Source organism: Achromobacter ruhlandii (assembly GCF_002082135.1).
In the GTDB taxonomy this organism is placed as follows: Bacteria; Pseudomonadota; Gammaproteobacteria; order Burkholderiales; family Burkholderiaceae_B; genus Achromobacter; species Achromobacter ruhlandii.
On the sequence record NZ_CP017433.1, the window covers coordinates 2,123,730 to 2,145,923 of the forward strand.

At 68.9% G+C, this 22,194-nt stretch carries 20 protein-coding genes; 11 read left to right on the plus strand and 9 right to left on the minus strand.

From position 1 onward, the window contains the following. The first annotated feature begins 39 nt into the window (after positions 1 to 39). The 7 genes from AruCF_RS09665 to AruCF_RS09700 all read left to right on the plus strand — a co-directional run bounded on the left by AruCF_RS09665 (position 40) and on the right by AruCF_RS09700 (position 7,042). Positions 40 to 2,172, plus strand: a complete 2,133-nt coding sequence (locus AruCF_RS09665; protein WP_144419114.1) for a TonB-dependent siderophore receptor — start codon at positions 40 to 42, stop codon at positions 2,170 to 2,172. 60 nt (positions 2,173 to 2,232) lie between these two features. After that, positions 2,233 to 2,640: a cupin domain-containing protein gene (locus tag AruCF_RS09670; RefSeq protein WP_063570325.1), complete on the plus strand. Its 408-nt coding sequence runs from the start codon at positions 2,233 to 2,235 to the stop codon at positions 2,638 to 2,640. 44 nt (positions 2,641 to 2,684) lie between these two features. After that, positions 2,685 to 3,698 (plus strand): MFS transporter, encoded by a 1,014-nt coding sequence (locus AruCF_RS09675; protein WP_083037063.1) that lies wholly within the window; start codon positions 2,685 to 2,687, stop codon positions 3,696 to 3,698. 65 nt (positions 3,699 to 3,763) lie between these two features. Next, positions 3,764 to 5,017 carry an Hsp70 family protein gene (locus AruCF_RS09680; protein WP_049073049.1) on the plus strand — a complete coding sequence of 418 codons (1,254 nt, stop codon included), beginning with the start codon at positions 3,764 to 3,766 and terminating at the stop codon, positions 5,015 to 5,017. A 330-nt stretch (positions 5,018 to 5,347) separates the two neighbouring features. Then, entirely contained in the window at positions 5,348 to 5,935 is a 588-nt protein-coding gene (locus AruCF_RS09685; protein WP_049077675.1) for an NUDIX domain-containing protein, read from the plus strand. A 79-nt stretch (positions 5,936 to 6,014) separates the two neighbouring features. Beyond that, positions 6,015 to 6,350 (plus strand): 2Fe-2S iron-sulfur cluster-binding protein, encoded by a 336-nt coding sequence (locus AruCF_RS09690; protein WP_049073050.1) that lies wholly within the window; start codon positions 6,015 to 6,017, stop codon positions 6,348 to 6,350. Between the two features lie 350 nt (positions 6,351 to 6,700). Then, a complete protein-coding gene (locus tag AruCF_RS09700) occupies positions 6,701 to 7,042 on the plus strand; it encodes a carboxymuconolactone decarboxylase family protein (protein WP_049073051.1) in 342 nt (113 codons plus the stop codon). A gap of 100 nt (positions 7,043 to 7,142) precedes the next feature. Here the strand turns inward: AruCF_RS09700 and AruCF_RS09705 are convergent, their stop codons facing one another. From AruCF_RS09705 to AruCF_RS09720, 4 genes are all read right to left on the minus strand, one after another. Further along, positions 7,143 to 8,444 (minus strand): MFS transporter, encoded by a 1,302-nt coding sequence (locus tag AruCF_RS09705; RefSeq protein WP_049073052.1) that lies wholly within the window; start codon positions 8,442 to 8,444, stop codon positions 7,143 to 7,145. 255 nt (positions 8,445 to 8,699) lie between these two features. Further along, positions 8,700 to 9,902 (minus strand): hypothetical protein, encoded by a 1,203-nt coding sequence (locus AruCF_RS09710; protein WP_372363282.1) that lies wholly within the window; start codon positions 9,900 to 9,902, stop codon positions 8,700 to 8,702. 14 nt (positions 9,903 to 9,916) lie between these two features. After that, positions 9,917 to 10,645, minus strand: a complete 729-nt coding sequence (locus tag AruCF_RS09715; protein WP_049073054.1) for a helix-turn-helix domain-containing protein — start codon at positions 10,643 to 10,645, stop codon at positions 9,917 to 9,919. A 124-nt stretch (positions 10,646 to 10,769) separates the two neighbouring features. Further along, a complete protein-coding gene (locus tag AruCF_RS09720) occupies positions 10,770 to 11,201 on the minus strand; it encodes a gamma-glutamylcyclotransferase family protein (RefSeq protein WP_049073055.1) in 432 nt (143 codons plus the stop codon). Positions 11,202 to 11,354: 153 nt separating this feature from the next. On the opposite strand from AruCF_RS09720, the gene clpB reads away from it, so the two are divergent. Then, on the plus strand, positions 11,355 to 13,961 hold the full coding sequence (clpB, locus tag AruCF_RS09725) for an ATP-dependent chaperone ClpB (RefSeq protein WP_049073056.1): 2,607 nt from the start codon (positions 11,355 to 11,357) through the stop codon (positions 13,959 to 13,961). A 111-nt stretch (positions 13,962 to 14,072) separates the two neighbouring features. Here the strand turns inward: clpB and AruCF_RS09730 are convergent, their stop codons facing one another. From AruCF_RS09730 to AruCF_RS09745, 4 genes are all read right to left on the minus strand, one after another. After that, entirely contained in the window at positions 14,073 to 14,513 is a 441-nt protein-coding gene (locus AruCF_RS09730) for a helical membrane plugin domain-containing protein (RefSeq protein ID WP_063570328.1), read from the minus strand. Then, positions 14,510 to 15,700: an NAD(P)/FAD-dependent oxidoreductase gene (locus AruCF_RS09735; protein WP_049073057.1), complete on the minus strand. Its 1,191-nt coding sequence runs from the start codon at positions 15,698 to 15,700 to the stop codon at positions 14,510 to 14,512. Before AruCF_RS09735 ends, AruCF_RS09730 begins: the two co-directional genes overlap by 4 nt. 172 nt (positions 15,701 to 15,872) lie before the next feature. Beyond that, positions 15,873 to 17,522, minus strand: a complete 1,650-nt coding sequence (locus AruCF_RS09740) for a CehA/McbA family metallohydrolase domain-containing protein (protein ID WP_049073058.1) — start codon at positions 17,520 to 17,522, stop codon at positions 15,873 to 15,875. A 125-nt stretch (positions 17,523 to 17,647) separates the two neighbouring features. Then, a complete protein-coding gene (locus AruCF_RS09745; RefSeq protein ID WP_254431203.1) occupies positions 17,648 to 18,313 on the minus strand; it encodes a TetR/AcrR family transcriptional regulator in 666 nt (221 codons plus the stop codon). Between the two features lie 159 nt (positions 18,314 to 18,472). On the opposite strand from AruCF_RS09745, the gene AruCF_RS09750 reads away from it, so the two are divergent. The 3 genes from AruCF_RS09750 to AruCF_RS09760 are packed head-to-tail and all read left to right on the plus strand — an operon-like array spanning position 18,473 to position 21,024. Further along, positions 18,473 to 19,684: a Tm-1-like ATP-binding domain-containing protein gene (locus tag AruCF_RS09750; RefSeq protein ID WP_049073059.1), complete on the plus strand. Its 1,212-nt coding sequence runs from the start codon at positions 18,473 to 18,475 to the stop codon at positions 19,682 to 19,684. Between the two features lie 11 nt (positions 19,685 to 19,695). Continuing rightward, a complete protein-coding gene (locus AruCF_RS09755; RefSeq protein WP_026384442.1) occupies positions 19,696 to 20,526 on the plus strand; it encodes a phosphoenolpyruvate hydrolase family protein in 831 nt (276 codons plus the stop codon). Between the two features lie 54 nt (positions 20,527 to 20,580). Then, positions 20,581 to 21,024, plus strand: coding sequence for an SRPBCC family protein (locus tag AruCF_RS09760; protein ID WP_049073060.1), 444 nt, complete (start codon positions 20,581 to 20,583; stop codon positions 21,022 to 21,024). Between the two features lie 68 nt (positions 21,025 to 21,092). Here AruCF_RS09760 and AruCF_RS09765 read toward each other — a convergent pair whose 3' ends face one another. Then, positions 21,093 to 22,061, minus strand: a complete 969-nt coding sequence (locus AruCF_RS09765) for a LysR family transcriptional regulator (RefSeq protein ID WP_049073061.1) — start codon at positions 22,059 to 22,061, stop codon at positions 21,093 to 21,095. Positions 22,062 to 22,194 lie beyond the last annotated feature (133 nt).

Genomic DNA, 22,194 nt, shown 5'->3' on the forward strand with positions numbered 1-22,194 from the left:
TTGAGAATAATTCTCAGTAACCAGGAAAGAGGAACGGCGGTGCGATCAAGGTTCAGGAATAGGGCGGCACGGCCGCGCAAGGGCGCGGCGCGCCATTGGCCGGTGTGGCTGGCATTGACGGCGGCGGGGCCGGTGGCGGCGCAAGCGTCCGACGATGCCGCGACCTTGCCGGCGGTCACCGTCAGCGGCGAACGCGACGCGACCGCGCCGGCGCCCACGATGGGCAAGCTGCCCTTGACGGTGCGCGAGACGCCGCAGTCGATCACCGTGATCGGCCAGGAACAGATGCGGCAGCAGAACCTGCAGAGCCTGGATGACGTCATGCTGCACGCCACCGGCATCACGGTGCAGCCGTACCAGTTGCTGACCACGGCCTACTATTCCCGCGGCTTCAAGGTCGATTCGTACGAGCAGGATGGGGTGCCGGTGCTGATGGGCAACATGGCCGCGTCGCCGCAGGACATGGCGGTGTACGAGCGCGTCGAGATCCTGCGCGGCGCCAACGGCCTGCTGCATGGCGCCGGCAATCCCGCCGCCACCGTCAACCTGGTGCGCAAGCGTCCGCAGCGCGAGTTCGCCTTCAGCGGCGCGGTCAGCGCTGGCAACTGGGACCGCTACCGCGCCGACGCCGACCTGGGCGGCCCGCTCAACGCCAGCGGCAGCGTGCGCGGCCGTCTCGTCACGGCCTTTGAAGACCGCGGCTATTTCTACGACGTGGCGGACCAGAAGTCGGCGCTGTTCTACGGCATCGGCGAGGTCGACCTGGGCCCGGACACGGTGCTGTCGGCCGGGCTGCAATACCAGCGCATCCGCTCCACCACCAACATGGCGGGCGTGCCACGCTACAAGGATGGCGGCGACATCGGCCTGAAGCGCTCGACCTACCTGGACGCGGCCTGGGACCGCTTCAACTGGAACACGACGCGCGTGTTCGCCGACCTGGAACACCGCTTCGGCCAGGGCTGGAGCGCCAAGCTCAGCGCCAACTACCTCACCGCCGACAGCAACCTGAAGTACGCCGGCGCCTATGGCGCGATCGACCGCCAGACTGGCCTGGGCTCGGCGCTGATGGGCGGCGCCTACAAATTCGACAACACCCAGGCCAGCGTCGATGCCTACGTCAGCGGCCCCGTGGAGCTGTTCGGCCGGCGCCACGAGCTGCTGGTCGGCGGTAATGCGCAGCGCACCACGACCGAGCAGTACACCGGCCAGTTGACGCCGGCGCTGCGCGTGCCGGTGAACGTGTTCGACTGGGATCCGCGCAGCGTGCCGGAGCCGGGCGTCGGCCCCTATACCTCGCCGGGCGAGACGCGCGCGCGCCAGCAGGGCGTCTACGGCATGGGCCGCTTCTCCCTGGCCGATCCACTGACGCTGGTGCTGGGCGGCCGCATGAGCTGGTGGAACCAGGACGCGCCCGGTTCGCGACAGCGCATCGACCCCGAATTCACGCCCTACGGCGGGCTGATCGTCGATCTGGACCGCCAGTGGTCGCTGTACGGCAGCTATGCCGAGGTGTTCCAGCCGCAGACCCAGCTGACGCGCGACGGCCAGGGGCTGGACCCGGTCACCGGCGCCAACTACGAGGCCGGCATCAAGGGCGAACTGATGGACGGCGCGCTGAATGTATCGCTGGCTGCGTTCCAGATCCGCCAGAAGAACCGCGCGCAGCAGGATCCGGCCTGGCCCTGCGTCGGCCAGAACTGCTACTACGTGGCGGGCGGCGAGGTGCGCAGCCGCGGCTTCGAGGCCGAGGCCAGCGGCAGCATCACGCCGAACTGGACGGTGGCGGCCGGCTACACCTTCAACACCAGCAAGTACCTGACCGACACGCAGGCCGGGGGCCAGCCCTTCGCCAGCTTTACGCCCAAGCACATCTTCCGTCTGTGGACGAACTATGCGCTGCCGACGATGCAGCGGCGCCTGAGCGTGGGCGGCGGCCTGCAGGTGCAGTCCGGCTACTCGACCGTGTCGGGCCCGGTCACGCTGCGCCAGGGCGGCTATGCGCTGGTCGACCTGCGTCTGGCCTATCGCGTCGATAAGCACCTGACCGCGGCGCTGAACGTCAATAACGTGTTCGACCGCGGCTACTACCAGAGCCTGTCGGGCACGGCCTGGAACAACCGCTACGGCGAGCCGCGCAACGTCATGCTGACCCTGCGCGCCGAGTATTGAACGGCGCGCCCCACACGGGCGGCGCGCGCCGCCCGGCCATCATTCGAAGGAGTAAACGGATTGGCCACGCTCATCCCCCCGCCAGTGTTCGACTGGCTCGATCATTTCATGGCGCTCGGCGCCGACGGCGCCATGCGCGATATCGGCAAGCTGCGTTGCCTGGCGCCGCACGAGGGCTGGCTGGTCGGCGTCAAGGCCGCGGCCTGCGACGCCGACGTGCATGGCGACGTCTGGGAACGCCATCCCGCGGGCGAGGAAATGCTCTGCGTGCTGGAGGGCCGCGTGGTGCTGACGCTGATGGACGCGACCGGCGCCGAGACCGACGTGCTGCTGGACGCGCGGCGCAGCGTGGTGGTGCCGCGCGGCGTGTGGCACCGGCTGCACGTGGCCTGTCCGGCCCGCATCCTGTTCGTCACGCCCGGGCATGGCAGTGAACACCGCCGCGCCGGCGCGGCCTCGCAAGCTTGAAGGAAATCGACGTGAAGCCTATCGCCAATGCGCGCCTGTTCGTCATGATCGGCGCGCTGTATTTTTCCCAGGGCATTCCGCTGGGCGTGGCCATGGAGGCGCTGCCCACGCTGCTGCGGCGCGATGGCGCGCCCCTGCATGCGCTGGCCTGGCTGCCGCTGGTGGGGCTGCCCTGGGTGCTGAAGTTCCTTTGGGCGCCGCTGGTCGACAACCGCTGGCGCGCCACGCTCGGCCGGCGCCGCAGCTGGATCCTGCCGATGCAGGCCGTGGTGCTGGCCTGCCTGGCGGCGGTGGCCATGACCGGCATCGCCGCAGCCAGCGCGCCCTGGGTGGTGGGCCTGATGGCATTGGCCTCGCTGGCCAGCGCAACGCAGGACATCGCCACCGATGGCCTGACCGCCGAGCGCTTCCAGGGCCAGGCCCTGGCGCGCGCCAACGCCGTGCAGGTGGGCGGCACCATGGTCGGCTTCTTCGCCGGCGGGCCCGGTTGCCTGGTGCTGGCCGGCCGGCTGGGGCAGGGCGGCGCGCTGGCGCTGCTGGCCGCGGTGGTGGCGTTCAGCTTGCTGATGGCGCTGGGGTGGCGGGAAACCGCGCTGCCCGAACCCGCGGCCGCGCCGCGGCGCGCCTCGCTGGCCGGTTTCGCGCGCCGGCCCGGCGCCTGGGCGCTGGTACTGGCGGCGTTCCTGTCGGCGATGACGGCGGTGGCGGGCTATGGATTGTCCAAATTGTTCCTGGTCGATGCGGGCTGGCCGGTGGACGCGGTGGGGCAGCTCGGCATGGCCGGCGGCGCGGTGACGGTGCTGCTGGGTTCGTTCGGCGCCGGCGCCGCCTCGGTGGCGCTGATGACGCTGGCGATGCGCTTTGCCGCCCGCGGCACGCAGGCCGGCACCGACATGACGGCGGTGCAGAGCGCGCGCGACCTGGGCGAGATCCTGACCTCGTCGCTGATCACGGCGCTGGCGGCGCGGTTGGGCTATGCCGCCGGTTTCGGCGGCGGGCTGCTGGCGGCCGTTGCCACCCTGGCATTCGTGGCGTTGGCGCTGCGCCGCCCCGGGTGACATGGCGTTTCGGGCGGTTGCGGCTACACTTGTGCGCCGTTTTGCTTTCAAGCCCCCGAATTTCCATGATTTCCACCGCATGCGGCGTCGACTTCGGCACCTCCAACTCCACCGTCGGCTGGAGCCGCCCCGACCAGCGCGCGCTCCTGGTCCTCGAAGACGGCAAGACCACCTTGCCCTCGGCCATCTTCTTCCACGATGAAGACGCCGAGGTCAGTTACGGTCGCGCGGCCATCTCCGACTACCTGGCGGGCTACGACGGGCGCCTGATGCGCTCGATGAAAAGCCTGCTGGGCAGCTCGCTGATCGACGGCTCCACCGAGGTGCAGGGCCGCTCGATCCCGTTCCGCGTGCTGCTGACGCGCTTCATCGCCGAACTCAAGCGCCGCGCCGAGACCGCCGCCGGCCGCGACTTCACCCGCGCCGTGCTGGGCCGGCCGGTGTTCTTCGTCGACGACAACCCCGCCGCCGACCAGACCGCCCAGGACACGCTGGGCGAGATCGCGCGCAGCGTCGGCTTCACCGACATCGAATTCCAGTTCGAGCCGCTGGCGGCGGCCTTCGACTACGAGTCGCAGATCGACCGCGAGGAACTGGTGCTGGTCATCGACATCGGCGGCGGCACCTCCGACTTCTCGCTGATCCGCCTGGGGCCGGGCCGCGCCGCCAAGCCGGATCGCCGCGACGACATCCTGGCCTACGGCGGCGTGCACATCGGCGGGGTGGACTTCGACAAGCAGCTCAGCCTGGCGCACGTCATGCCGCTGCTGGGGCTGGGCAGCCAGTTGCGCAGCGGCAAGGACGTGCCGTCCACGCAATACGGCAACCTGGCCTGCTGGCACACCATCAACCAGGCCTACACCCGCAAGGCGGCCGAACACTTCGCCTACATCCGCGCCGAAGCCGGCGACCGCGACAAGATCGACCTGTTGCTGAACCTGGTCAAGCAGCGCGCCGGCCACTGGGTGGCGGTGCAGGTGGAAGAAGCCAAGATCGCGCTGTCGGAAGGCCCGGCCGCGCGCATCGACCTGTCGCGCATCGCGCCCGAGCTGGGCGTGGACGTGACGCGGCCGTCGTTCGACGTTAGCGTGGCGCGGCTGATCGAGAAGATCGAGCAGACCGTCGGCGTCCTGCTGCGCGACGCGGGCGTCGCCCCCGCCGACGTGGACACGGTGTTCTTCACCGGCGGTTCCAGCCGCGTGCCGCGCCTGCGCGATTGCGTCTCGGCGCTGGTGCCGCAGGCGCGCAGCGTCGAAGGCGACCTGTTCGGCAGCATCGGCGCCGGCCTGGCGCTGGACGCCCGCCGCAAGTTCGATTGATACACGGGGCGGCGAGCCTGCCGCCCCGAGGTCCTCGGCGCTTGGGCCTGCGCGCCGCGCCCTGTCATATTGCCGGCATCGCCGGCCCCCTCGGCCAGCGCGTCGATCGCGGTGCGCGTCTTCGAAGGCAGGTCGCGCGCCCGCGGTGGCCGCATCGGCGATGGTCCGCAGGTCGTCGATGCGCAGGCGCGGGGGAGGGGGCATGATGCCCGTCATTACCATCACGCCCATCAGGTCCATGACGCGGCCATGACGGGCGCGGTGGTAAGCTGCAAGCTCTTCGCGCCGGCCGCCTTGCGTGGCGGCGCTCGCACCTTCCCACGCCGCGCCATGACCGACAAGTCCGATTCCCATCTGTTCGAAGAACGCGTCTCCACCGAGGCCGCCTACGATGGCCGCTTCCTCAAGATCCGCAACGACACCGTGCGGCTGCCCAACGGCAACACCTCCACGCGCGAGTACGTCGTGCACCCGGGCGCGGTGGTGGTGATCCCGTTGCTCGACGACGGCCGCGTGCTGCTCGAGCGCCAGTTCCGCTATCCGATCGGCCGCGTCATGACCGAATTCCCCGCCGGCAAGCTCGATCCGGGTGAAGACCCGCTGGCCTGCGGCAAGCGCGAACTGCTCGAAGAAACCGGCTACACCGCCACCCAGTGGGCCCGCGCCGGCGCGCTGCACCTGGCCATCGCCTATTCCACCGAGATCATCCACATCTACTTCGCGCGCGGCCTGCGCGCCGGCCCCCGGCAGCTGGACCAGGACGAATTCCTCGACGTCTTCAGCGCCCGGCCCGAAGACCTGTACGCGGCCTGCGCCAAGGGCGAAGTCACCGACGCCAAGACCCTGACCTGCACGCTGTGGCTGCAGAACGTGCTGTCCGGCGCCTGGCAGCTGGACTGGCAGGACCAGCCCGCCTGAGCGGACAGCGGTCTTCCCGGGCCCGCCCTGAAGGCCGGCCCGCGCCGCCGCCCTCACTAGACGAACGATCCCGCCGACCATGCCCGTCTTTCCCGTCCTGGTGCAACCGTCCGGAATGCAGTTCGAGGCCGACGCCGATTCGACCCTGCTGGCGGCCGCGCAGGCCGCCGGCATCAAGCTGCCCAGTTCCTGCCGCAACGGAACCTGCCGCGCCTGCATGTGCCTGATGCTGGAAGGCGAGATCGCCTACCGCATCGAATGGCCGGGCCTGTCGCGCGACGAGAAGGAAGAAGGCTGGATTCTGCCCTGCGTGGCCCAGGCCCGCTCACCGCTGGAAATCCAGTCGTTGCAAGCCGCGCCTCTAGAACCGGCGCCGCCGGCGCCACCGCGGCCGCTGACGGGCGCGCGGCGCTAGGCCGCGGTCCGTCCTCCGCTCGCTGCCCGCTGCCCGCTTCCCGCTTCCCGCTGCCCGCTTCCCGCTTCCCGCTGCCCGCTTCCCGCTTCCCGCTTCCCGCTTCCCGCTTCCCGCTCCCCGCTTCCCGCTTTCCGCTTTCCGCTTCCCGTTTTCCGCTTCCCGTCGCCCGCCGCCCGCCGCCCGCCGCCAGCCGCCGGCCGCCCGGCACAGCACGGCAACCGTCAGAGTCGCGGTTGATACGAATAAGCATATAAGTGCGATTTTCCGGCTAAATCATCGCTGCCCGGCCGCGCATACTGCCTCCATGGCGTCAGGCATTCAGCCACGCCGCTTTTTTCAAGGAGCAGGACATGCTGGATTGGGTGAATTACCAAAAGGAACTGATGGGCCGCATCGGTGAACTGGGCGCGCTGACGCCCGACACGCTCAAGGGCTACCAGGCGCTGTCGGCCGCCGGCGCCAAGACCGCGCACCTGGATGCCAAGACGCGCGAATTGATCGCGCTGGCGGTGGCGGTCACGACCCGCTGCGACGGCTGCATCACGGTGCATTCGGCGCAGGCGCTCAAGCACGGCGCTACCCGCGAGGAAATCGGCGAGGCGCTGGGCGTGGCGGTGGCCTTGAACGCCGGCGCCGCGATGGTGTATTCGGCCCGCGTGCTGGACGCCGTCAGCGCGCACCGGCCGGGCTGACGGCCCGCGCAGCATCGCCCGGTCGCACACCGCCGGCGCGCGCCGGAGGCCCGTCTTTGGGCTGGCGGCCGGGCACGCGGGCCGTTCCCCGCGTGCGGCGTCAGTCGTGCCGGTGCATGGCCGACTGATGCTTGGTGTCGCGCATGGTCGCGTAGACCAGCAGCGAGATGAAGATCACGCCCGCCAGGTAGTAGTAGAACCATTGCTCGTGGCCCTGCTGCTTGAACCAGAGCGCGATGGCGGGCGCCGTGCCGCCGAAGATCGACACGGTGATGGCGTAGGGCACCGCCACGCCGGTGGCGCGGATATTGGTGGGGAACAGCTCGGCCTTCACCACGGCGTTGATCGAGGTGTAGCCGGCCGTGAAGATCCAGGCCGCGCAGATCAGCAGGAAGGCGATGAACGGCGAGCGGGTCTGCGACAGCGTCATCAGCAGCGGCACGGTAAGCAGCGCGCCGGCGATGCCGAAGAACACCAGCAGCGGCTTGCGCCCGATCCTGTCGGACAGCGCGCCATACAGCGGCTGCAGGATCAGTGCGAAGATCAGCGACGCGGCGATCACGTAGGTGGTGACGATGTCGGAGAACCCGGCGGTCTGCCGCACGAAGGTCTGCATGTAGGTGGTGAAGGTGTAGAACGCCGCCGTGCCGCCGGCCGTCAGGCCCACCACGATGGCGACCTCGCGCGGATAGCGCAGCAGGCCGCGCAGGGAACTGGTCTTGGGCTTGGTCTGGCTGGCCTGCCGGTAGGAGTCGGTTTCCGGCATGTCGCGCCGCATGACGGCGGTGATGATGGCCAGCATGGCGCCGATCACGAAGGGAATGCGCCAGCCCCATTCCACCAGCTGCTCATGCGTCAGGAATACGTTCTGCAGCAACAGCAGCACCAGGATCGCGCAGAGCTGGCCGCCGATCAGCGTGACGTACTGGAAGCTGGAATAGAAGCCGCGATGATCGGGATCGGCGATCTCGGTGAGGTAGGTGGCACTGGCGCCGTATTCGCCGCCCAGGCTCAGGCCCTCGATGACCCGCGCCAGCGCCAGCAGCGCCGGCGCCGCCAGGCCGATGGAGGCATAGGTGGGCGTGACCGCGATGATCAGCGACCCCACGCACATCATGCCCACCGAGACCATCAGCGACAATCGGCGTCCGTGCCGGTCGGCCAGGTGGCCGAACAGCCAGCCCCCCAGCGGCCGCACGATGAAGCCGGCGGCGAACAGCGTGGCGGCGTTCAGCTGCTGCACGACGGGATCGTGCGAGGGGAAGAAGGCGGGGGCGAAGTACAGGGCGAAGGCGGTATAGGCGTAGAAGTCATACCATTCGACCAGGTTGCCCATGGAGCCGACGAAGATCGCCTTGATGCGGCGTTTGGCGTCGGGCATGTCGAGATACGCTTGGCTCATATCTGTCTTCCACGGAGACGGTACCCGCCTATCTTGCGCCTGCCGGCACAAAAATGCACCCCTGCATTTGTCCGGGATGTTTGTTCAGCTTGATGTCAAGAATTGCCGTGGCGGCAGGCACGCGGCTTGCGGTCCCGTGCCTGCGTTCGGCTCGCCGTGCGTATTGCCCGCGGCGCCTTGCCTGCGGACTGTCCGCGCAATGCCGCGCGGGTGCCGTGGCTGGGTCGGCGGCCGCGCTGCCGGCGGGCTCGCCGCTTACTTGCGCGGGGGTTCGATCACCGTGCAGGCCGCCGCGCCGGCGGGCGCCTGGGCATCGTCGCCAAACAAGGCGCGCGCGCCGCAGACCGATTGGAACATGCCTTTGTTGTCGTGGCCGATGCCCGTCACTTCGAAGCCGGCGCGATGCAGGGTCACCGGCCGGCTGCCGCGCGCGGCGACGATGCGCTCGTACTGCAGGTAGGCGGTGCCGCGCGCCAGCCGCGTCGCCCCCTGGGCCTCGGCGCCGCAGGTCTTGTCCAGCAGGCGGTGCTCGGGGTTGTTGTCGGCGCCGCCCAGCAGGTAGGTCACGTCGCGCGCCGCGTAGCGGATGAACAGGCGGGTGTCATCGGTTTCCTGCGCGTACGCGGGCAGCTTGTCGGTGCCGTACTTGTACTGGTTGTAGGTCGGGCAGATGCCGCGCTCGTAGGGCGCGTAGCCCTTGCCGTCGGGGCGCGGGCGTTCGCGGGTCAGATACAGGTATGACGAGGGGTTGGCGATCACGTAGCGCACCGCGATGCCGTCGCGGCGCAACGGGCCGTCGATCTGGTTCAGCACGGCGTAGCGCTGCACCAGCTGGCCGCCGCCGGAATGCCCGGCCAGCACGATGCCGGCCAGGATTGGCAGGCGCTTGCGGTCGTCCAGGCTGCGCAGCAGGTCGTCAATCACCTGGAACGAGCTGACCGGCGCGGGCCGGCCGCTGGCCTGCACGCTGTCCTCGCCGTCTTCCCAGCTGGCCTTGCGCCACGCGGCCATGCCGGCGAAGCCCGAGTCGATCGAACCGACAAAGCGCGGCGCCAGGATCAGTGTGTCGTTGGCGCGGGCGGGGTTGGTCGCCAGCAGCGTGGCAACGGTTTCGTAATAGGCGTCGGCATTGCGCTTGACCCCATGGAACACGATCACGATCTGCTTGATATCGCGCAGGTCGCCGCGCGCCAGGTTCCGGTTAGCATAGACCGGCACCTTGTAGCGATGGCCGGGCTTGCCCAGTTCCAGCGTCTGCCAGCGCGGCACCACCACCCGCTTGGGGGCGGGCGCGGGTTCGTCGTAATCGTAGGGGTCGGGCAGCGGCGTCTGCGCGCGCGCCGCCAGGGGCAGCAGGGCCGCCAGGGTCAGCGCCGCCACGCCCCACGCTCGGCGCGAGCGCGGCACGCGCGTAGCCGGATGGGGCTGCGCGGCGCCGGGTGCGGCTGTGCGGCGCATGGCGCGGGCGGGCGTCAGCAGCCCTCGTGGCCCAGCAGTTGCTTGAGCGCGGGCTGGTCCAGGATGCGGACTTCGCGCTGGTTGATGCGGATCAGGCCGTCGCGCGCGAAGCGAGAGAACAGCCGGCTGACCGTCTCCAGGGTCAGGCCCAGGAAGTTGCCGATTTCCTCGCGGCTCATGCGCAGCACGAACTCGGTCGAGGAGTAGCCCAGCGACGCATAACGCTGCGACAGGTTCAGCAGGAACGCGGCCAGGCGCTGTTCGGAACGCATCGAGCCCAGCGACGCCAGCATCTGGTGCGAGCGCGTGATTTCGCGGCTCATCAGGCGGCGGAACTGCTGCTGCAGCGAGGGCAGGTGGGTGGCCACGCGGTCGACTTCGTTCAGGCGGATCACGCAGACTTCGGAGTCTTCCAGGGCCACGGCGGCCGAGACGTGCTTGCCATCGAGCATGCCGTCCATGCCGACGATCTCGCCGGGCAGGTGGAAACCGGTGATCTGGATCTGGCCGGTGGCGTCTTCGAGCTGCGTTTTCAGGCTGCCGAAGCGCACGCCGTAGACGGCGTCCAGGGGATGATCCAGCGAATACAGCGTCTTGCCCTTTTCGAGGCGCACGCGTTCTTTCACCAGTTCGTCCAGCTTTTCCACTTCGGCGGCTGCCATCCCGACCGGGACACACACGTGGCCCAGCATACACGTGGAACAGTGGGCGGCATCAGGGGCAACGGGAACCCGTTTTTGCATACGATGACCTTTATAGTGCCTAGACCTGGCGGGTAGCCTGGACGGGCTTAAAAGCGTGAAGACAGGTACCCATTGTAGTCCGTTGTTACTACGGGTGTCTTACGCGGCATTTTGTAGCGCATTCCTACGGTTGCGATCGGGCCGGGCGGCCCCGCCGATAGGCGATCCAGTCGTCCCCGTCGATGTCCGCCGCCGCCCCGCGCCAGGCCGGGTCGATGGGGTAGTAGTCGCAGGCCACCGGGGCGGCGCCAGGCGCCAGCGGCCGGGCCAGCACCGGCCGGCGCACGAAGCAGCCGGGGCGGCCGGGGACGTATTCCTCGATCTCATCCATCAGGGCGACCAGGGCCGGGTCGACCTCGTAGATATCGCCCAGCACCCGCCGGCCATCGGTCACCGGGAGCAATCCGGGCCAGTCGCCGAAATCCACCAGCATGCCGGGCACCGTGGCCGGGCCGACGTGGCGCGCCGGCGGCAGGCCGCGGCGCGCGGCGGCTTGCGCCAGGTCATTGATTTCGCCCGCGCGTAGCGTGCCGTAGACAAAAACGTATATGCTCATGGGACAGATTGTTGCTGTACGCGGATGCGTTAACCGACCCAAATCCCTGCGGCCGACGAGGTATTGAAATTCTCGCATCCGGCCGCATATTCAGGTCATCGAGCCCGCCGGCGCGTATCGGTCAGGCTCACCAACAAGCCACCAACGACCATTATGCGATTCGACAAACTGACCACCAAGTTCCAGCAAGCCCTGGCCGACGCTCAGAGTCTGGCCGCCCGCAACGATCATCCCTACATCGAGCCCGTCCACGTGCTGGCGGCGCTGCTGTCCGACCCGGACAGCGGCGCCGGCAGCCTGCTGGCGCGCGCCGGCGTGGCCGTCAACCGGCTGCAGCCGGCCCTGGACGCCGCGCTCAAGGCGCTGCCCCAGGTGCAGGGCGATGACAACGTCCAGGTCGGCCGCGACCTGCAGGGCGTGCTGACCCGCACCGACAAGGAAGCCGCGCGCCGCGGCGACACCTACATCGCCAGCGAACTGTTCCTGCTGGCCCTGGCCGACGACAAGGGCGAGGCCGGCCGCATCCTGCGCGACGCGGGCCTGCAGAAAAAGGCCCTGGAGGCCGCCATCGACGCCGTGCGCGGCGGCGAGAACGTCTCCGGCGCCGAAGGCGAATCCAACCGCGAGGCGCTGTCCAAGTACACCCTCGACCTGACCGAGCGCGCCCGCCAGGGCAAGCTCGACCCGGTCATCGGCCGCGACGACGAAATCCGCCGCACCATCCAGATTCTGCAGCGCCGCACCAAGAACAACCCGGTCCTGATCGGCGAGCCCGGCGTGGGCAAGACCGCCATCGTCGAAGGCCTGGCGCAGCGCATCGTCAACGACGAAGTGCCCGAGACCCTGCGCGGCAAGCGCGTGCTGTCGCTCGACCTGGCCGCGCTGCTGGCCGGCGCCAAGTTCCGCGGCGAATTCGAAGAGCGCCTGAAGGCCGTGCTCAAGGAACTGTCGCAGGACGACGGCAGCAACATCGTCTTCATCGACGAGCTGCACACCATGGTCGGCGCCGGCAAGGCCGAGGGCGCGATGGACGCCGGCAACATGCTCAAGCCGGCGCTGGCGCGCGGCGAGCTGCACTGCATCGGCGCCACCACGCTGGACGAATACCGCAAGTACATCGAAAAGGACGCCGCGCTCGAACGCCGCTTCCAGAAGGTGCTGGTCGACGAACCCGATGTCGAGTCCACCATCGCCATCCTGCGCGGGTTGCAGGAGCGCTATGAGATCCACCACGGCGTCGAGATCACCGACCCGGCCATCGTGGCCGCGGCCGAGCTCTCGCACCGCTATATCACCGACCGCTTCCTGCCCGACAAGGCGATCGACCTGATCGACGAGGCCGGCGCCCGCATCCGCATGGAAATCGATTCCAAGCCGGAAGTGATGGACAAGCTCGACCGCCGCATCATCCAGCTCAAGATCGAGCGCGAGGCCGTCAAGAAGGAAACCGACGACGCCTCCAAGCGCCGCCTGGGCGTGATCGAGGACGAGCTCGAGAAACTGCAACGCGAATACAACGACTTCGAGGAAATCTGGAAGGCCGAGAAGGCCGCGGTGCAGGGCACCCAGGCCATCAAGGAAGAGATCGACAGCGTGCGCGCCGAAATGGCGGAGCTGCAACGCAAGGGCCAGTTCGACAAGCTGGCCGAGCTGCAGTACGGCAAGCTGCCGGACCTGGAAGCGCGCCTGAAGGCCGCCGAGGTGGGCGCCGCCGAGGCGGCCGAGGAGGCCGAAGGCGGCGAAGGCCGTCCGCGCCTCTTGCGCACGCGTGTCGGCGCCGAGGAAATCGCCGAGGTCGTGTCGCGCGCCACCGGCATCCCGGTGTCCAAGATGATGCAGGGCGAACGCGAAAAGCTGCTGCACATGGAGGAATACCTGCACAAGCGCGTGGTTGGGCAGGACGAGGCCGTGCGCCTGGTGTCCGATGCCATCCGCCGTTCGCGCGCGGGCCTGGCGGATCCCTCGCGCCCGTACGGTTCGTTCCTGTTCCTGGGCCCCACCGGCGTGGGCAAGACCGAGCTGACGCGCGCGCTCGCCGAGTTCCTGTTCGACTCCGAAGAGCACATGATCCGCATCGACATGAGCGAATTCATGGAGAAGCACTCGGTGGCGCGGCTGATCGGCGCGCCGCCCGGATACGTGGGCTACGAAGAGGGCGGCTACCTGACCGAGGCCGTGCGCCGCAAGCCGTACAGCGTGGTGCTGCTCGATGAAGTCGAAAAGGCGCACCCGGACGTCTTCAACGTGCTGCTGCAGGTGCTGGACGACGGTCGCCTGACCGACGGCCAGGGCCGCACGGTGGACTTCCGCAACACCGTCATCGTGATGACGTCGAACCTGGGTTCGCAGCACATCCAGACGCTGGCCGGCCAGCCGTACGACGTGGTCAAGGAAGTGGTCTGGGGCGAGCTCAAGCAGACGCTGCGGCCCGAGTTCCTGAACCGCATCGACGAAGTGGTGGTGTTCCACGCACTGGAAGCGCAGCACATCGAGTCCATCGCCCGCATCCAGCTGCGCCGCCTGGCCGAGCGCCTGGAAAAGCAGGAGATGCGGCTGGAAGTGACCGAGCCCGCGCTGGCCGAACTGGCCCGCGACGGTTTCGATCCGGTGTTCGGGGCGCGTCCGCTCAAGCGCACCATCCAGCAGCAGATCGAGAACCCGGTCGCCCGGCTGATCCTGGAAGGCCAGTTCGGTCCGCGCGACGTGGTGCCGGTGGATTGGCGCGACGGCAAGTTCGTGTTCACGCGCACGTTGCAGTAAACCCGGTCGCGTCGTCCATCCCGGGCGCGCACCCCAAAAGCCCCGCAGGCAAGCGCTTGCGGGGCTTTGTTTTGGACAGCGGGGGCCGCGCGGGCGGCCCCGCCAACGGCATCAGGAAGGGGCGTAGTCCCGCCGTTGATCACCCACCTGACGGCCCAGGCCTTGCAGCGTCCGCAGCACCAGCGCCAGCCCGCGCCGCGTGTCCTCGTCGCGCGAGAGCTGGAACAGTCCGCCCAGGCCCGGGGGGCGCGCCTCTTGCAACCCTTGCGCCTGGGCCGCGCGCCAGGCGTTGGACAGGGTCCAGGCCGCGCCCGTGGCCTGCTCCGACAGCGTGCCGAGCTTTTCCACCATGGGGGCATCGAGCAGGTCGACCAGGTCGGACGCCAGCGCCAGCAGGTCGACCAGATTGTCCAGCCGGCCGCTGTCGGCCAGCGGTTGCAGCTTGCCGGCGAGCTGCGCCAGCGCATCGTTGCCAGCCGCCGTGGGTGGCGCATCGAGCAGGGCGTCGCATTGGCCGGCGTTGGACAGGCTGTTGTCGTGCGGCGCGTTCATAGCATTCCCCTGGCGACGGACCAGTACAGGCCCCGGTTGAACCCCTGCCGCAGCAGTCCGCCCAGCTTGGTCGGCGGCGTCGGCCGCACGTCGTGGGTGTAGTCATACCAGAGCGGCATGCCCGCGTTCAGGCCCATCTGCGCCACGGCCTGGACGCGGCCGTCATAGGCGCTGCAGGGATGGCCCAGCCGGATCTCGCCGGCGATGTTGTTGGCGATGACGGGCGCCTGGTTGTGGCACGAGCCGCCGGCCTTGCTCACCGGCAGGTCCACGGTGTCGCCGATCACGTACACATTGCGCAGGCCGTACACCTGCATGGTTTCGTGATCGGTGGGCAGCCAGCCCTCGTTGTCGGGCGCCTGCGAAGCGCCCGATTCCAGCACCGCGTCGACCGCGCGTATCGGCGGCGTGGCCATGAGGATGTCGAACGGCTGCTCGACGCCTTCCTCCGAGTAGGCAATGCGGCGATCGGGGTCCACCTTCGCCAGCGTGAAACCGCGCTGGAACCGGATGCCGCGTTGCTCGAAGATGGCCGGCAGCACCTCGCAGGTGGGCTTTTGCAGGAACAGGCAGTTGCGCAGTAGTTGCGAGGTGGTGGGGTAGGTGTAGACGATCTCCACCCGGTCGCGCACGCCGCGTCGGCGCAGATAGTCGTCCAGCATCAGCGTGGTCTCGATCGGCGCGATGCCGCACTGGTGCGGCACATTCGGCGTTTTGGGAAAGGTGACGCTGACGAACACGCGGCCGCGTTCGATGGTGGACAGGCGGCTGGCGAGCTGCCGCGCCGGCTCGTACTGGTAGAAATGGTCGCCCGCTTCCCGCAGCCCTTCGATGCGCTCCGGCGCGGGCACGCAGCCGGTCGCGATCACGAGATAGTCGTAGCCGTGGCGCTTGCCGCCGCGGGTGTGCAGTTGCTGGGCATCGAAATCGAAGCGCGTCACCTTGTCGACGCGGAAATCGATCTCGGGCCGCAGCAGGGACCGTTCGGGACGCTTGAGTTCTTCCTGGAAAAACAGGTTGAACGCCACATACATGAAGGCCGGCTTGTAGTAATGATCCGGCGAATCGGACAGCAACATGATGCTGACCTTGCCTGCCGACACTTCGGGGTACAGCTTGTGGACCAGTTGATTGGCCAGCATGGTGCCGCCGACCCCGCCCCCAACGACAACAATTCGCTTGCTCATAAAAATCCTCCGATGAGAATAATCAGGAACCAAGTGCAGTTGCGTCCTCATATGTAGCAATTGAGGGGTGGTCGGTCAATAAAATAACTGTGACTTATAAAAGAGCATCCTTGCCGGTCGCGTCTCGGATCGGGCCGGCGCGGCTCGAAATGCCGCGCCGGCGCAGGCCGTCTTACTGTTTGACGGTGACGAACACCGGGTTCGAATAGAACCACAGGTCGTTGTAATTGCGCGCGTTGATGGCGTTGAAGCGGGCCGCGTTGTCGGCCAGATCGACCTTGGCGTCCGGCAACGGTTCGCCGTTGGCGGTCTCGCCCGCCACGTCCGGCGCCAGGTTGGTGCCGCGCAGGCGCAGATACTGGCTCTTGTCGGCGGTCAGCTTGACCTTGATGACGTTGTAGCCGTCCTTGTCCACGGTCCAGTCCTTGCTGGTGTAGCGGCCCAGCACGCGGGTGCTCGGATTAGTGGCGTTGTCGTATGCCGGCGTGCCGGCGGCGGCGCGGGCGCCGACATCGCCCACGATCAGGTCGACATGGTGCACGGTCGGCTTGACGTAGGTGGGGTTGCCGCTTTCGATCGGATACTCGTAGTGGTTGCTGGCGGGGCTGCGAAAGCGGATGGTGACCTCCACCTGCTCGCCCTTGGCCGCCGTCAGTTCGCCGCCCATCTGGGCCGTGCCCGAGGCGCCCTGCGCCTGGAATTCGAGCGCGTCGATCAGGTCGCCGAAGACGCCGAACATGCGGCCGCTCTTCAGGCCCGCGACCACCGCCGCCATGTCCTTGCCATCCTTCCAGACGTAGGTCTTGGCGTATTCGCCCGGCGCGTAGCCGCTGCTGTACTGGCCGGTGGCGTTGACGCGGAAATGGAAGTCCGAATCGGCCACGGTCCAGATGTGGCGGCCTTCGCCCAGCAGCGCGTCCCAGGTGCCGCCCAGCTTGGCCACCAGGTAGTCGACGCCGCCGTAGGTGCGGTTGGGCAACTTGTCGGCCGTGTAGGCCTCGGCATAGCCGCCGCGGTCCGGCTCCATCTGGTTGCCGACCATGCCTTCGATGGCGAAGAAGATCGACGGCGCCAGATCGTGCATCTCGCGCAACTGGCCGATGGTGTACTTGCCGGCGTAGCGCGACGGGTGGTTCAACAGCATGTAGCTGTCGGGGTGCTTGTCGCGCAGCCACTTCAGGGCCGTCAGCGAGTCGGCGTGCGTGGTGTACGCGCGCGTCTGGCCGGCCAGGTCGGCGACCAGTTGCGCGTCGAACAGGTTGGCGGCCTTGTTGGTGTACAGGTATTCGAATTCGGCCACGGCGCGCAGCGACCTGTCGGATAGCGGGTCGTGGGTGCCGATGCCGATGTTGACGTGGTCGTGCGTGGGCATGTCCCATTCGAACGACGAGAAGATGATCTTGCCGGCGTAGCGGCCCGCCGCCTGCGCCTGCTTGATGAACGGCACTTCATAGCGCGCCATGCCCGCCGAGAAAGGGATCGAGCCGCCGGGAATGTTGGCGCCGGTGTTGTCGCGCGCGGACATGCGCAGGTGGTTCGAAAGCGCGGCCCAGTCCAGCTGGTAGCGGTCGAAGGCCTGGTCCAGCACGCTTTCCAGCGTGGTCTGGGCGTCGTCGGACTGGATCGTGTGCACATGCAGGTCGCCGGCGCTCCAGGCCCCCGTGCGTGCCGGCGGCGTGGGGTCGGTCACGACCGGAGGCGGTGGCGTGACGGCGGGCGTGTCTTCGTCATCGTCGCTGCCGCCGCAGGCGCTCAGCAGGGTTACGCAAGCCAGCGACAACGGCATCAGGGCCCGCCGCAGGCGGGTTACTTCGAACTGCATTCAATGCTCCAGCGTCATGCGGGCCGCAAGGAGGCGGCGCCGCGAAGGCCCGCACTATGAAGCGCGCGGGTGACGTGGGAATGACAGAGAGGCGGGGCGGATGCGCCCCGACGGCGCGGCGGCGGTCAGCGCTTGCGCGGATCTGCCGCCGGCGTGGCGGCCGCGTCGGCCAGCGCCTGCCGGATGATGGCGGTGGCGGTCCACCGCGCGACCTCGGTGACCTCTGTCTGGTCCAGGCCCCAGATGTCCTTGAGCACCAGGAACACTTCGGTGCCATAGACCAGCGACAGCGCCTGCGCCACGCGATCCTGCTGCGCCGGCGTGAGCGTGCCGGCCAGCGGCGCGATGGCGCGCTTGAGGATGTCGATGCGGTGGCCGCGCACCAGCCGCGGCTGGTTGCCGGCGCGGCCGGCGCTGGCTTCGGCGTGCTGCTGCAGCGAGACCTGGATGGCGGCGCGTAGCGACGCTTCGTGCGCCTGCAGGCGCGGGTAGGCGAAGCGCAGCAGTTCGTCGACGCGGGTGGCGGCGTCCGGCGCGGTCGAGTCCCAGGCCAGGATCGGCCCCAGGCTCTCGTCGACCACGGCCGCGATCAACGCGCTCTGGCTGGGAAAGTAGCGGTAGGCGGTGGCGCGCGACACCTGGGCATGCTCGGCCAGCTCGGCCACCGACGGCGTGAGGCCTTGCGCCATCAGGCGCTGCGCGGCGTCCAGCAGGATCTTGCGCATGCGCGCGCGCGGCCCGTGCGGCGGTTCGCCGCTGGCGGCGGCCTGGCGGCTGGTGGGCGCGATCAGGCGCGCCGGGGCGGCGGCCGCCTTGCGCGCGGCGTTCGTGGTTTGACGTGAGACAGGCGTCTCAGTATGATTCTTTCGTCTCATTTCTTGATTTTACAGGGCTCGCGCCCGGCACATATATCGAGGCGCGCACCGAGTGTAGCCGCCCGCGGAGGAGTCATGACGCATTCGAATCGGCGGGTTTTCGTGGCCGCCACCTACGACACCAAGGGCCACGAGGCCGAGTACGTGGTCGAGCTGCTCAGGCGCGAAGGCCTGGACGTGGTTTCGGTGGACGTGTCCACCACCGGCGCGGCCAGCGCGGCGCAAGTGCAGGCGCGGGAAGTGGCGCGCAGCCACCCGCAGGGCGAGCAGGCCGTGTTCACGGGCGACCGCGGCAGCGCCATCGCTGCCATGGCGCTGGCATTCGAACACTATGCCGCCGCCAACCCCGACATCGGCGCCTTGCTGGGCCTGGGCGGCTCCGGCGGCACCGCACTGATCACCCCGGCCATGCGCGCGCTGCCCATCGGCGTGCCCAAGCTGATGGTCTCGACCATGGCGTCGGGCAACGTCGCGCCCTATGTCGGGCCGTCGGACATCGCGATGATGTACTCGGTGACCGACGTGGCCGGCCTGAACCGCATCTCGCGCCGGGTGCTGGCCAATGCCGCCGGCGCCATCGGCGGCGCCTTCCGCCAGGCCGCCAGCGCCGCGGGCGATGACAGCCGGCCCGCCGTCGGCATCACCATGTTCGGTGTCACCACCGCCTGCGTGCAGCAGGTCACGCCGCTGCTCGAATCGCGCTATGACTGCCTGGTGTTCCACGCGACCGGCACCGGCGGCCAGTCGATGGAAAAGCTGCTCGACAGCCATCTGCTGTCCGGCGTGCTGGACCTGACCACCACCGAGGTCTGCGACTTCCTGTTCGGCGGCGTGCTGGCCTGCACCGAAGACCGCTTTGGCGCCGTGGCCCGCACGCGCGCGCCCTACGTGGGTTCCTGCGGCGCGCTCGACATGGTGAATTTCGGCGCCATGGATTCGGTGCCCGAGCGCTACCAGGGCCGCACCTTCTACCCCCACAACCCGCAGGTGACGCTGATGCGCACCACGGCGGAAGAGAACCGCCGCCAGGGCGAATGGATCGCCGACCGGCTGAACCGCTGCGACGGCCCCGTGCGCTTCCTGATCCCGGAAGGCGGCGTCTCGGCGCTGGACGCGCCGGGCCAGGCGTTCTGGGATCCGCAGGCCGACGCCGCGCTGTTCGAGGCGCTGGAGTCGCGCCTGGTGCAGACCGCCGACCGGCGCCTGGTGCGCGTGCCGTGCCACATCAACGATCCGCTGTTCGCCCGCACGGCGGTCGAGCAGTTTCTAGCCATCGCCAAACATTGAGGATTTTCGCCATGCCGCGCTTTGACCGTAACCAACTGCTGGACAAGTTCCGCGCCATGGTGCGCGACCGCACCCCCATCGTGGGCGGCGGCGCCGGGACCGGACTGTCCGCCAAGTGCGAGGAAGCGGGCGGCATCGACCTGATCGTGATCTACAACTCGGGCCGCTATCGCATGGCCGGGCGGGGCTCGCTGGCCGGCCTGCTGGCCTACGGCAACGCCAACGAGATCGTGGTCGACATGGGCCGCGAAGTGTTGCCGGTGGTCAAGCGCACGCCGGTGCTGGCCGGCGTCAACGGCACCGATCCGTTCTGCGACTTCGACGTGTTCCTGGACGACCTCAAGCGCCAGGGCTTCGCCGGCGTGCAGAATTTCCCCACCGTGGGCCTGATCGACGGCACCTTCCGCGCCAACCTGGAAGAGACCGGCATGGGCTACGCGCTGGAAGTGGACATGATCCGCCTGGCGCACGAAAAGGGCATGCTGACCACGCCCTACGTGTTCAACGAGGACGACGCCGTGGCGATGACGCAGGCCGGCGCCGATATCATCGTGGCGCACATGGGCCTGACCACCGGCGGTTCGATCGGCGCCGAGACCGCGCTGACGCTGGATGACTGCGTCGCCGCCATCGACCGCATCGCGGCGGCCGCCCTGGCCGTGCGCCCGGACGTGATCGTACTGTGCCACGGCGGCCCCATCGCCACGCCCGAGGACGCCGCCCACATCCTGCGCCATTGCCAGCATTGCCACGGCTTCTACGGCGCCAGCTCGATGGAGCGCCTGCCCACCGAGCAGGCGCTGACCGCCGCCACCCGCGAGTTCAAACAACTGACGTTCTGAAATTTCCCCTTCCTCCGTTTCCGCCGGGGCGCCGCGCGCCCGTCAGGAGTCCGCATGCCGCATAACGTCTACACCAGCGCCATCGTCCAGGCGCCGCTGGCCAAGGTCTGGCCGCTGTTTCGTGATTTCAACGGCCTGGCGGGGTGGCACCCCGGCATTGCGCACAGCCGCCTGGAAGACGGCGGCCGCCACGACGCCATCGGCTCGGTGCGCTACCTGTCGCTCAAGCCTTCGGGCTTCGTGCGCGAGCAGTTGCTGATGCTGGACGACCCGGGCACCGCGCTGCGCTATTCCATCATCGAGACCGATCTGCCGATGCGTGACTACGTCGCCGGCATCAACCTGCGCGCCATCACCGAGAGCGGCACGACGCTGGTGGAATGGTGGGCCGATTTCCGCGTCGAGGCGGACGCCGACCTGCAGGCGGTGGCGACCGCCGTGGGACAGGGCGTGTTCGCCGCCGGCCTGGCGGCCCTGGACGAGAAACTGCGCGCCTGAGCGGCGCGTAGCGTCGCGGCGGGGCGGGGCATGCTCCGCTGGCGTTGCCGTGGCGACGCCGATCCGCGTCAGGCGCGCCGGCGCGTCGCGCCCGCCGACAGCTTGCAGCCGGCCGGCAGCCCCGCGCCGCGCAGGTAGTCGCGGATGGCGCGGATCAGCGCTTCGGCCGCCGGGCTCAGCGCATGTTCCTTGTGGCGGATGATGCACAGCGTGCGCACCACCGTCGGCCGCGCCAGCAGCGCGTATGCCAACCCCGGTTCCAGCACCCGCTGCGCCGCCAGCGCGGGCAGCAGCGCCACGCCCATGCCGGCCTTCACCAACGCCGCCTGGGAAGTGGTGCTGGAGGCTTCGTAGAAGGGCGCGGCGGCTTCGATCGGCAGGTCCGCGCGGGCCCGCAGCAGCGCCATGATGCCGGTCTCGTCCACCACCCCCACCAGCTTGCGGCCCGCCAGGTCGGACCAGCGCATGGCGCCGTCGCGGCCCGGGCGCAGGCTGGCGTCGTCGCGCCGGTACAGCACGCCGAAGCGGTCTTCCAATAGCGCGTCGAATTGCAGGCCGGGCGCATCGGCCCAGCGGCTGGTCAGGCCGAAATCGACTTCGCGCGCGGCCACCTTGCGCTGGATGCGGCCGGAGTTGTCGTCGCTCAGGTAGAGGCGGATGGCGGGATACTGCGCCGCGAACCGCGCCGCCGCCGGCGCGATCAGCTCGGTGATGGCCGAGGGCGCGGCCGCCACGCCGACCCGGCCGCGTTCCAGCGCGCCGAAGCGCACCACGTCCTCGATCGCGCCATCGAAATCGGCCAGCAGGCGCATCACGCGCGGCAGGAACTCCTCGCCCGCCGCCGTCAGCAGCACGCGCCGGCTGGTGCGCGCGAACAGGCGCGTGGCCAGCGCCTCTTCCAACTGGCGCACCAGGCTGGTCACCGACGACTGGGTCTGGAACAGTCGCTTGCCCGCATGCGTGAAGCTGGATTCCTGGGCCACCGCGACGAACGCGGTCAGATGCTTGAGGGTGACGTGCTTGGGCAGACGATTCATTTCAAATCACGATGGATGGATCAATAAAAACAATTTTTCCAGATTGATCGGGCCGACGATACTAGGGGCTTCATCAAGCATCGGAGCCGTCGGTGGACGGCCCGCAAGCGGCCGGCCTCGATGCCGGCCCTAT